General features: G+C 58.4%; 10 protein-coding genes. 4 read left to right on the top strand and 6 right to left on the bottom strand.

Annotated elements, in window-relative coordinates:
* Nucleotides 1-81: 81 nt before the first annotated feature.
* Nucleotides 82-1,791: a tetratricopeptide repeat protein gene (locus tag ACR3EG_RS21430; protein ID WP_480498652.1), complete on the bottom strand. Its 1,710-nt coding sequence runs from the start codon at nucleotides 1,789-1,791 to the stop codon at nucleotides 82-84.
* 307 nt (nucleotides 1,792-2,098) lie between these two features.
* On the opposite strand from ACR3EG_RS21430, the gene ACR3EG_RS21425 reads away from it, so the two are divergent.
* The 3 genes from ACR3EG_RS21425 (at nucleotide 2,099) to ACR3EG_RS21415 (ending at nucleotide 5,452) form a co-directional block, all read left to right on the top strand.
* A complete protein-coding gene (locus ACR3EG_RS21425) occupies nucleotides 2,099-4,153 on the top strand; it encodes an alkyl/aryl-sulfatase (RefSeq protein WP_480498650.1) in 2,055 nt (684 codons plus the stop codon).
* Nucleotides 4,154-4,466: 313 nt separating this feature from the next.
* A complete protein-coding gene (locus tag ACR3EG_RS21420) occupies nucleotides 4,467-5,225 on the top strand; it encodes an IS5 family transposase (protein ID WP_480947586.1) in 759 nt (252 codons plus the stop codon).
* Complete coding sequence (locus ACR3EG_RS21415; RefSeq protein WP_480498398.1) at nucleotides 5,222-5,452, top strand: helix-turn-helix domain-containing protein; 231 nt, start codon at nucleotides 5,222-5,224, stop codon at nucleotides 5,450-5,452. The genes ACR3EG_RS21420 and ACR3EG_RS21415 overlap by 4 nt, the downstream gene beginning before the upstream one ends.
* Before the next feature lie 23 nt (nucleotides 5,453-5,475).
* On the opposite strand, the gene ACR3EG_RS21410 is transcribed toward ACR3EG_RS21415, so the two are convergent.
* Nucleotides 5,476-6,177: a Crp/Fnr family transcriptional regulator gene (locus ACR3EG_RS21410; protein WP_480498223.1), complete on the bottom strand. Its 702-nt coding sequence runs from the start codon at nucleotides 6,175-6,177 to the stop codon at nucleotides 5,476-5,478.
* A 188-nt stretch (nucleotides 6,178-6,365) separates the two neighbouring features.
* Between ACR3EG_RS21410 and hemA the strand changes: the two genes are divergently transcribed.
* Entirely contained in the window at nucleotides 6,366-7,589 is a 1,224-nt protein-coding gene (gene hemA, locus ACR3EG_RS21405; RefSeq protein ID WP_480498225.1) for a 5-aminolevulinate synthase, read from the top strand.
* Nucleotides 7,590-7,644: 55 nt separating this feature from the next.
* Here the strand turns inward: hemA and ACR3EG_RS21400 are convergent, their stop codons facing one another.
* The 4 genes from ACR3EG_RS21400 to ACR3EG_RS21385 are packed head-to-tail and all read right to left on the bottom strand — an operon-like array spanning nucleotide 7,645 to nucleotide 11,179.
* Entirely contained in the window at nucleotides 7,645-7,902 is a 258-nt protein-coding gene (locus ACR3EG_RS21400) for a cytochrome C oxidase subunit IV family protein (protein WP_480498227.1), read from the bottom strand.
* Nucleotides 7,899-8,447, bottom strand: coding sequence for a cytochrome c oxidase subunit 3 (locus ACR3EG_RS21395; protein ID WP_480498229.1), 549 nt, complete (start codon nucleotides 8,445-8,447; stop codon nucleotides 7,899-7,901). Before ACR3EG_RS21395 ends, ACR3EG_RS21400 begins: the two co-directional genes overlap by 4 nt.
* On the bottom strand, nucleotides 8,444-10,360 hold the full coding sequence (locus ACR3EG_RS21390) for a nitric oxide reductase activation protein NorD (protein WP_480498231.1): 1,917 nt from the start codon (nucleotides 10,358-10,360) through the stop codon (nucleotides 8,444-8,446). The genes ACR3EG_RS21395 and ACR3EG_RS21390 overlap by 4 nt, the downstream gene beginning before the upstream one ends.
* A 9-nt stretch (nucleotides 10,361-10,369) precedes the next feature.
* Complete coding sequence (locus ACR3EG_RS21385) at nucleotides 10,370-11,179, bottom strand: AAA family ATPase (RefSeq protein WP_480498233.1); 810 nt, start codon at nucleotides 11,177-11,179, stop codon at nucleotides 10,370-10,372.
* Between the last annotated feature and the right edge of the window lie 3 nt (nucleotides 11,180-11,182).

Below are 11,182 nucleotides of genomic sequence, written 5' to 3'. Positions count from 1 at the left end.
TGAGATTTCGCGCGCCGTCGCGCCATGAACCGTAACGCGCCCGCATCCCGGGTCTCGACGAAGTCTCTCAGCCAGATGGCGTTATGCTTCAATCTCGAGACCAGCCTTGCGAAGGCTGTTCAGCAGCTTCTTCTGAAACGGTTGCTCCAATTGCCAGATTGACAAAATACTGGGCGCCTCAGACGCAAAATTTGGCTGCAGCGCGTACAGTGTTCTCAAAGAGACCTCGGCCGCTTCTTTGCGCCCCAACTCTCCATTCAGGGCGGCACTCCAGAGATGGGTCCAAAAGAAGTTCGGCATGTCAATCTGATCCAGAATGGTCAGGGCCTGCTGATAGTTTCCCTGATCAAACTCGTAAAAGACCCGCGGGAGGTAGTACCAGTGCGGATGTACGGGGTTTAACGCAATGGCGCGATCGACGATGGCCAGCCCTTCGTCCCATGCCCCGCTAAAGGCCAGTCTCATGCCGTAATGTGCCAGCACGGCAGCGTCATTTGGACTCAGTTCAACTGCGGCCTCGCCAGCTTGACGGAACCCTTGGATGTCGCCGAGCACAAAGCGCATATTAGCCAGCATCAAATGTCCCGCAGCCAGGTTCGGATCAATCTCCACCGCCCGGCGCGCGGCCGCATCTGCGGCTGCGATTACCTCCTCGCGCTGCCCCCCAAGGCCAAAGCGGATCTGCTGAAGATACAGGTTGGACAACACCGCCCAGGCTTCGGCGTAGTCAGGGCTTTGCTCTAGCGCACTTAAGATGCAGGCCTGAGTTGCGTTGTGACGTTCCAGGTCGATTGTGATTTGGTAATTGTAGTAGTTCAGCACACAGTCATAGGCATCACGGTTGCTGGGTGGGGTGCGCGCGGCGGTCTTCATCGCATCTAGGGTCAGCACCCCGTATTTGCCCGCGATTTTTCCGATCACATCCTGTATGACCATGTCTTGCGCGGCGTAGATTTCGCTGGGGGCGCTGCCAACAGTGTAATCATGGACCCAGATGTAGCGCTGGTTCTTGAGGTCGATGAGACGGGCAGACAACATCACTGTGTCGCCCTTGTCTACGACACTTCCTTCCAGCGCGAAATCCGCGTTGAACTCCTCGCGCAAAGCCTGTGAATCTGTATCGCCTTGCAAAAAGCGCTGGACGCTGTTCAGGGGGAGCACCCAGATGTCACGGAACCGGACAAGCTCGCTTGTCAGTTGATGTGTAATGCCGTCCGCGAAAAAGTCCGGGCCTTCGCCTAAAGTTTCAAATGGCAGCACGGCGATCACCGGCCCCTGCGGCAACGACTGGAGTGCGGGTTGAGGTGCTCTTGTGGGCAATCCGAACACAAAAGCCCAGACCAAGGCGCACATTGCCAAAGCCCCGGAAAACCCCAATCCAAGCTTGAGAAAGCGCTGAGGGCTGCGGGTGGGTACAACAGGCGTGACAGGGGCGGCTGAGGGCGCTTCTTGCGTCGGTGCGGCGCTCTCAAACCGTGGGGCATAGCCACCCTTGGGAATGGTCAGCCGAATGGGATCATCTCGGCCGGGCCCGGCATAGTAACCGGCAATATCCTGACGCAAACGCCGGGCTTCAGTGCGGACAACCGGATCGACCTGCTGATCGAAGGTTTCATCCCGGCCAAAAACAGACATGGCGATCGACACGCCTTTGATCTGGTCGGCGCGACCGGCCAGATACTCATCCACAATATAGGAAAGAAACGCGCGGCGCAGTGGCGTGGCGGTGAAATCCTGATGTGTCAGAAGCCGGCTCAGCTGCGCTCGGATATCATTTTCCGAAAAGTCCACCCAAAGAACCTCACCCTGCGAAAGTCTCTACAAACCAGACACCCAGACCACTTAGGCGGCGGTCATACATGGGATCAGCAACAGGTTGCAACATGTTCGCACTTCTCAACTCGGGTTTTACAGGTCACACGGGCGGGCAGTTTGCCAGAAAGGCAACTGACAAAGCGCCAAGAAAGCAGCTTTTTGAATGTTTAACACTGTGCCGTTCCAAACGAACAACCAGATTCTGCCTCGTGATCTGGTTTATTGGTGCTGCTCTCTTGGTGCTTTCGTCTTCTTATTTCATTTCGACAGGAGCCAGAAGAACATGCCACGACGACATAGTTTCGTACTCAGTGCCGCATTTGCAATATCGACAGTAGGTGCCGCTGCCGCACAGGAGCATTTTGACCCCAAGGGCAAGATGCCTTCTGATTTTACAGTTGAATTTCAGGAGCGGATGCGCGGCTCTCTTCCGTTTGAGGACAAGCGCGACTTTGAAGAAAGCCGCAAAGGACTGATCGCAACCCCGGACTTTACGCAGATTCTGACCGAGGACGGTACAGTTGCCTGGGATATCGGCAGCTATGGTTTCTTGCTGGAAGAAGGGCAAGAGTTTGACTCCATCCACCCGTCGCTTCAGCGTCAGGCGATTTTGAACATGAACTACGGCCTGTTTGAAATTCTCGAAGGCCAGATCTATCAAGTCCGCGGTTTTGACTTGGCCAACATCTCGTTCATCCGAGGCGAGACCGGCTGGATCGTCTTTGATCCGCTGGCGTCCAAGGAAACCGCAGCGGCTGCCTTGAAACTGGTCAATGACACAGTGGGCGAGCTGCCTGTCAAAGCGGTGATCTACTCGCATTCCCACGCAGATCACTACGGCGGTGTCCGTGGCGTCATCACCGATGAGGACGTCGCAAACGGGGTCGAGGTTATCGCGCCGGAAGGTTTCATGGAGCATGCGGTTTCCGAGAACGTTTATGCGGGCAACGTCATGAACCGTCGCCTGTTCTTCCAATACGGTGTCCTGCTGCCGCGCGATCCGCACGGGCATGTGGATCAGTCGATCGGCAAAAACATCTCGGCTGGCACCACCGGCCTGATCGAGCCGACACGCTATGTCTCGGACGATTACGAAGAGATCACCATCGACGGTGTCCGCATGGTCTTCCAGAACACGCCTGGCACCGAAGCACCTGCCGAGATGAACACCTATTTCCCCGACCTCAAGGCGTTTTGGGCGGCCGAGAATATCACCGGCACTATCCACAACATCTATACCCTGCGCGGCGCGCTGGTGCGGGATGCGCTGAGCTGGTCCAAGCACATCAACGATGCGCTCTATGAGTTTGGGCAAGATGCCGAACTGATGTTCTCCTCCCACTCCTGGCCGCGTTTTGGCAACGACCGCATTCAGGAAGTGATGCGGGCGCAACGCGACACCTATGCCAACCTCAACAACGGTGTCTTGAACTTGGCCAATAAAGGCGTGACCATCAACGAGGTCCACAACGTCTATGAAGTGCCGCAAAGCCTGCAAAACCAGTGGTCGGCGCGCAGCTATCACGGCTCGGTCGAGCACAACAGCCGCGCGGTGATCAACCGCTATCTGGGCTATTGGGATGCCAACCCGACCACGCTGATCCCGCTCTCACCAAAAGACAGCGCCCCGCTGTATGTCGAGATGATGGGCGGCGCCAGGCCGATCCTGACCAAGGGCCAAGAGCTGTTCGACGCAGGGAAATACCATCACGCGACTGAGATCCTGAACAAGCTGGTCTATGCAGAGCCCGACAACACCGCGGCCAAAGATCTGCTGGCGGATGCGTTCGAACAGATCGGGTATCAAAAGGAAAGCCCGTCGGTTCGCAACTCGTTCCTGGCTGCGGCCTATGAGCTGCGCAATGGTATTCCTCAAGGTGCAACCACCGAGACCACCGGCCCGGACACGATCCGCGCGATGCAAACCACAATGTGGCTGGATTTCCTGGGCATTCGCGTCAACAGCGCCAAGGCCGTCGATCTGAACTTTACCATCAATCTGGCGATCCCGGACCGCGACGAGAATATCGTCATCGAGATGAGCAACGCCACTCTGACCCATATTGTGGACCAAAAGGCGGAGAATGCGGATCTGTCCATCAGCCTGAACCGCGCGGATCTCGAAAAAGTGATGACGGGCGAGGCCCGACTGGTGGATCTGCTGGCCGATGGCACAGCCGCATCTGAGGGTGATATTGAGATCGTAGCCCAGCTGGCCGCGACACTCGACCAGTTTGATCTTGGGTTCGAATTGATGCCGGGCACTGGCGCAGTAGACTTGACGCCACCCGCCAACGATTTCGCCCAGCCTGCGCTGGCCAACTCGAACGGGGGCTAAGCTCTCCATCACTTGACGCTAAAACGACCCAGGTCGGCGACGGTTCCGTGTGATAGACTTGCTATGGCGCAGAGCTACTGTCGACCTGGGTCGCGTTTCTCAGAGCGATGTCAGCTGTATGGGAGATTCAGGCGTTTGTTCTCGGTGCGTTGCGTGCGGCTGTGGACACGGAAGTTATATAGAGACCTAAGTCCAACGGCCCCAGTGAGCTTTGAGGACGTCCCAAAACCGACCTCGGGTATGGCCTTAGGGTCAGGGTGCATTGAGTTTCGTTGCGCTGCGTGATTCACAGCTCCGAAAACGGGGCGTTGAAATGAGCGACCTTTATTGGCTTACAGATGAGCAGATGGCCAAGCTTTCCCCTTTCTTCCCGAAGTCGCATGGCAAGCCACGGGTCGATGATAAACGGGTGTTGAGCAGGGTTATCTTCATCAATCGCAATGGGTTGCGCTGGCGGGACGCCCCAAAGGAATACGGACCTCACAAAACGCTCTACAGCCGGTGGAAGCGTTGGAGCGAGAAAGACATCTTTGCGCGGATGATGGCCGGTCTGGCTGCTGAGCACGGTGAAAAGAAAACGGCTATGATCGACGCCACATATCTAAAGGCCCATCGTACAGCGTCCAGTTTGGGCGTCAAAAAGGGGGGGCGTGGCCGCCTGATTGGCAGAACCAAAGGCGGCATGAATACAAAATTGCACGCCATATGTGACAGCAAAGGGCGGCCATTGAACCTCTTTGTCGCCGCTGGCCAGGTTAGTGATTACATCGGTGCTCGGGCACTGCCCAGCAGCATACCAAATGTGGACTGGCTGCTCGGGGATCGCGGCTATGATGCCAACTGGTTCCGAGACGCGTTGAAAGACAAGGGAATACGCGCTTGCATCTCCGGTCGAAAGCAACGCAAGACGCCGGTCAAATACGACAAACGCCGATACAAACGGCGTAACCGGATTGAGATCATGTTCGGCAGGCTCAAGGATTGGAGGCGCGTGGCGACACGCTACGACCGTTGCCCAAAGGTCTTCCTATCAGCCATCACACTCGCGGAAACCGTCATATACTGGTTATGAATCCTTACCCTAGAGCGGTTCGGACATCTGCCGGTCTTTCTCAGGAAGAACTCGCGCATCGCGCAGGGGTTAGCATTCGATACATCTCGCTGTTGGAAAGTCGAAAGCATCAACCAAGTTTGGCCACGCTCAAGAGTCTAAGCGATGGTCTGCAAATTACTTTGGTTGCGTTTGTTACGGACGTTCAGGATCGGTATTCGTTGGCCACGTCCAGTGATCAAAAATGACCAATAATTTAACATAATTTAGCTTACCTCTGATTTCCGCCATGAGGCTCGTCCTCAACATATCTGCGAAGCGCGTCGATGTCCGAAATTTCAGCGTGGTTTCGATCGATCTGCACACCAACAGATTTCAACCTTGAAAACGCGCGGCTGAGGCTCTCGGGCTTCATTCCCAAACGACCGGCGATCAGCATCTTGTCATATGGCAGTGACACCTCGCAACCACCCTCATCGCTGTCGCAAAGATTCAACAAGAACTCAGCAACCCGCTGTGCGCCAGTTTGAGCCTTGAGCTGTTCGAGCTGAGCGACCAACGAATGCAGGTGCGTAAATGTGGACGCCAGGATGGAAATTCCGATTTCAGGGTCCTCTTTCATCAACGAGATCAGGACCGGGCTGGGAATATGCATCACTTCACAGTTTGACACGGCTTCGGCTGAAACAGGGTATGGTACGTTTCGCAAGGCCACCGCCTCGCCGAAACTGTCACCGCGTTTGAAAACGCTGACGACGGCCTCGGCACCGTTAGGCGTCATGCGGAAAAGCTTGACCCAACCGGCTATGACGACATGAACGGCTTTTGCGGTTTCTTCCTGCAAAAAGATTGTCTCGCCCCGATCGTACTGCCGCCATATCGCGTGGCTCAGCAGCGTTTCGACGTGCTGATCCGGAAAACTGCGCAGCAAAAGCGACTGACGCGCGATTGCCTTTTGTGCTTGATGTGGCACGAAAACTCCCCCGATATCATTTTCTGCAGCCTAAAACCCAAGACCTGCCGATACTGTTCTTAAGCTATGTCAATCTGAAGCGGCCGCGTCAAACCTATGATACCGGGTTAACTTGACAATAGTCATGTCGTGACACATGCGCCTGACCTATCTTCGGTCCAAAGCCAGTAATATCGGGAGCCCGTCAAATGGATTACGAGCGATTTTTCACTCAGAGCCTTGATGATCTTCGGAGCGAGGGAAACTACCGCGTTTTCATAGATTTGCAACGCCGCTGTGGGTCATTCCCGAACGCGCGCCAGACGGACGGGTCAACCCAGCGCAACGTGCGGATCTGGTGCTCGAACGATTATCTAGGCATGGGTCAGCACCCTGCGGTTATCAGCGCCATGCATGATGCGCTGGATCGCTGCGGCGCGGGCGCAGGTGGTACGCGCAATATCTCGGGTACCACCCATGACCACGTATTACTTGAGGCGGAACTAGCCGATCTGCATGGCAAAGAGGCGGCGCTTTTGTTCACCTCGGGTTATGTTTCGAACTGGGCGGCGTTGGGGACGCTGGCTGCGAAAATCCCTGGTCTGATTGTTTTCTCTGATGCGTTGAACCATGCCTCGATGATCGAAGGCATCCGCCACTCACGGGCGCAGAAGGTGATCTGGAAACATAACGACCTTGAAGATCTTGAGGCCAAGCTGGCCGCAGCCGATCCCCACGCCCCCAAGCTGATCGCCTTTGAATCGGTCTATTCGATGGATGGCGATATCGCTCCTATCAAGGAAGTCTGTGATCTGGCCGATAAATTCGGTGCGATGACTTATCTGGATGAGGTCCACGCCGTTGGCCTGTACGGCCCCCGCGGCGGCGGCATTGCCGAGCGCGAAGGGCTGATGGATCGCCTGACCGTGATCGAGGGCACCCTAGGCAAGGCGTTTGGCGTAGTGGGCGGCTATGTCGCGGCCTCGGCCAGCTTGTGCGATTTCGTACGCAGCTTTGCCAGCGGGTTCATCTTTACCACCGCCCTGCCCCCGTCGATTGCGGCAGGGGCTGCGGCCTCAATCCGGCATCTGAAACAGTCGAGTTTGGAACGCAACCTGCAAAAAGCCCGCGTCTCGCAGGTCCGAGCGCGGCTAGACGCCGAAGGTATCCCGCATCTGCCCAACCCCAGCCATATCATTCCGGTGTTGGTGGGTGACCCGGTGAAATGCAAGTTCATCTCGGACACGCTGTTGGAGGAGTTCGGCATCTATATCCAGCCGATCAACTATCCCACCGTCCCCAAAGGCACCGAACGTTTGCGGATCACGCCCTCGCCCGTGCATACGGATGAAGATATCGACCATCTGGTCGGCGCGCTGTCCGCCCTTTGGCAGCGTTGCCAAATCGCGCGGATGCCGATGGCGGCACAGTAATCCAAAGCGCCCCTCGCTTGGAAAGGGCCGTCCTGCGGGGCGGCTTTTTCTTGTGTCAGATCAGGGAAAGCGCAAAGATCAGAACCGAAAACGCGGTAAACACAGCGGTAAAGCCACGCAACCACGCTGGGCTATGCGTCAGGTCCAGATAGTGCGCCAGGATCACGCGGGCCTTGATCAGCGCCAGCAGCAGGATACCCGCGCCCAAAACCGCCGCAGGCAGATGCAGCACTGTCAGTGCTGCAGACCCAAGGCTGAGCGCCAGCAGGGCAAGCCATGCGCGCGTCAGGTGATATCCGTGCGCCCCCTTCATCCCAGCAGGTAGATGACCGGAAACAGCATGATCCAGACAAGATCGACCATATGCCAGAATTGCGCGCCCGCTTCGATGTTACGCGGGTCATCGCGCCATGCCACCAGCACCAGGATCAGCACGCCAGCCAGTACATGCGCCGCGTGAAAGCCGGTCAGCAGGTAGTAGAACAGGAAAAACGGATGGGTCTCGAAACTGATCCCCTGCGCGGCCTTGTCGGCATATTCGGCCCCTTTGATGATCAGGAACACAACGCCCAACATCGCCGCCGCGATCAGCGCCAATCGCGCAGCACCCTGGCGCGTTGTCTGTCGCCAATGCAACGCCATCGCCGCCAGATAGCCCGATGTTACCAGAACCCCCGTATTTAGCGCGGCACCCGTGCGGTGCAGATGCGACTGCGCCTCGGCAAAGCCCGCGGGATCGGTCAGGCGCACGCCCATGAAGGCGATCAGCCCCGCACCGAAGACCAGCAGTTCCGAGACGATCAGCACCCACATCAGCAATTCGCCCGGAAGGTCGTCGATCAACGCGCTGTCGCTCATGCTCCGACCAGTTGGCGGTAGATCTGCGGCAGCGCCATGGTCAGGCGATGCGGGTCGGGGATGACGGCAAAGCCCCCCTGCCCGAACATGCGCGGGAACCAGCCTTTGCCGGTTTTGTCGATGGTGACGCCAAAGACCGATTGCCCGGCACGGCGCGCCTCGTGCACGGCCTGGCGGGTGTCTTCGATCCCGTGGCGGCCTTCATAGTGGTCCAGATCGTTGGGCTTGCCATCGGTGATCACCAGCAGCAACCGCCGTTTGCGCGATTGCGCCGCCAGATCGGCCGAGCAATGGCGGACCGCTGCCCCCAACCGCGTATAGTGGCCGGGGCGCAGCGAGGCGACACGTTGTTCAACCAGCGTGCCCATCGGTTCATCAAACCGTTTGCACCTCTGTACATAAACGCGCTGGCGTTTTAGCGAACTGAAGGCGTGGATGGCGAAATCGTCACCGCAAGCGTTCAGCCCCCACGCCAGGGCGGTCAGCGCCTCGCGTTCGATGTCGATCACTGCGCGGCCCGTGACGGCGCTTTCGGTAGAGCGGCTGACATCCAGCAGGATCGAGACCGCCAGATCGCGTGCCTCGGGACGGGACTGCATCCAGATACGTTCATTGCCCTCGCCGTTGGCCATCCGGTCGACCTCAGCGCGCACGGCAGCTTCGATATCCAGTTGATCGCCATCCAGATGGCCGCGCGTCATAACGCGGCCCGGGCGCAGGGCCTCGAACTGGCGTTTGACAGCACGGATGCGGCGGGCGGTGGCGGGGTCTTTGCCAAATTCGGCGGCATCTTCGCGGATCTCGGCATCGGAGAGTAATACGTTCACGTGATCGGGCAGGTACTGACCGGTGCGCACATCCCATTCGGGATAGAGGATGCGGCCAGACAGACGCTCGCGGTTCACGTCTTCAGGTGCGAGGTCGAGATGCAGTTTCAGCTTGGTGGGTGGGGCTTTGGATATCTGGCCCAACCCGATCTCTTCCTGATCGTCGGCGGCTTTCTTGGCGTTGTCGGGGTCGTCATCGTCGATGCGGCGGTTGATATTCAGGAACTCGGCCCAGCTCAGGATCGCTTCGAACTTGTGCAGGATGAAACTGTCGCTGCGCTCGGCCTGATCCGATTTGCGACGGCGAGCGCGGTGGGTTTTTTCGCCGGATTCCTCGGGTTCACCTTCAGTATCGGGGTTTTCGACCTCGTTATGTTCGGAAAATCCAACCGCGCGCAGATCCGGCCACAGGGGAACGGGGCGGAAGGGTTGATAGCCGCGCGGGGCCTCAGCCTGAAGGACCAGATACGCGCGGGCCCGGTCGGACAGCGGATGGGGATCACCCAGCATGTTGCGGATGATGCTTTCAACCGCCGCCTCGGCGGGGGGCAGATCGGGGACGTTGCGTTGATGCAGCAGGCCCTTGCACAGTTCGGCATATAGCGGGCGCAGGCCGGGGGCGTCTTCAAGGGTGTTCCTGACCATCTGCCGGGCCGCAGCCAACGCGCGCAAATCAGCCCGTAGCGGGTCGGTTTCGTCCGTGCGGGTTCCGGCATGGGCCGCTGCGGCGGCCAGCCAGACATAAAGCGCGCCATTGGCCTCGCGCAGCGGATAGACCGCCAACCGGTCGGGCAGGCGCAGAACTTCACCGTCGAACGAGGCGCGCGGCATCAGCTCGGCCTCGGTCGCCAGTTTGCGACGCCAGCTTAGGCGGTGGCGTGAAATCTCGGGTGAGACCGGACGCAATTCAACGCCCGGGCTACCCCCAAGTCCTCGGAAGAGGACGGCCAGCCGCCCCGCGACCTCAGAAAGGTCGACCGCGGCTCCATCATGCACCAAAGGTGCATCGAGACGGCTGGCAAGGGTGTGCCACAGTTTCCCGATCGTTTCTTCGGGTTCCCATGGCTCAAAATCGATCTTGACCATCGGCCGGCCTCACCCAAAGACAGCCGTGACAAGATCGAGGAGCCCGCGTTTGATGTCCTCATCATCCGTCAGAGGTTCAACCATAGCGGCAAGGATGGCGCGGTCGGTGGGCATGCCCTGTGCGATCAGCGTCGCGGCATAGACAACCAGACGGGTGGAGACGCCTTCCTCAAGGTCCTGACCCTTGAGCCCGCGCAACTTGTTCGCCAGCCGGATCAGCGGCTTGCAGCGTTCCAGCGGCAGGCCACTTTCCCTTGCGACAACTTCGGCCTCCATTTCAGGCGACGGGAAGTCGAACTCCAGCGAAATAAACCGCTGCCGGGTCGAGGGTTTCAGGGTTTTCAGGATATTCTGGTATCCGGGGTTATAGGATGCGACCAACATGAAACCGGGTGCGGCCTCAAGCTCTTCGCCAGTGCGGTCGATCGGCAGGATGCGCCGGTCGTCGGTCAGCGGGTGCAGCACGACGGTCACGTCTTTGCGGGCTTCGACCACCTCATCAAGGTAGCAGATCGCCCCTTCGCGCACCGCGCGGGTCAGAGGGCCATCAACCCAGACGGTTTCGCCGCCCTTCAGCAGGTAGCGGCCGATCAGGTCGGCAGCCGCCAGATCGTCATGGCAGGCCACAGTATAAAGCGGGCGGCCAAGCTTGGCGGCCATATGAGCCACAAAGCGGGTTTTGCCGCAGCCTGTCGGGCCTTTCAGAAGAACCGGCAGGTCGTTGTTGTACGCAGCGCAGAAGACGTCGCATTCATCGCCTTGGGGCAGGTAGAAGGGGGCGTTTGCCGCCCCCTCGTTCAGTTTCATGGAGCCATCCATATC

This window comes from Ruegeria sp. AM7 (genome assembly GCF_056535965.1).
This window is presented reverse-complemented; position numbering and strand designations above follow the sequence as displayed.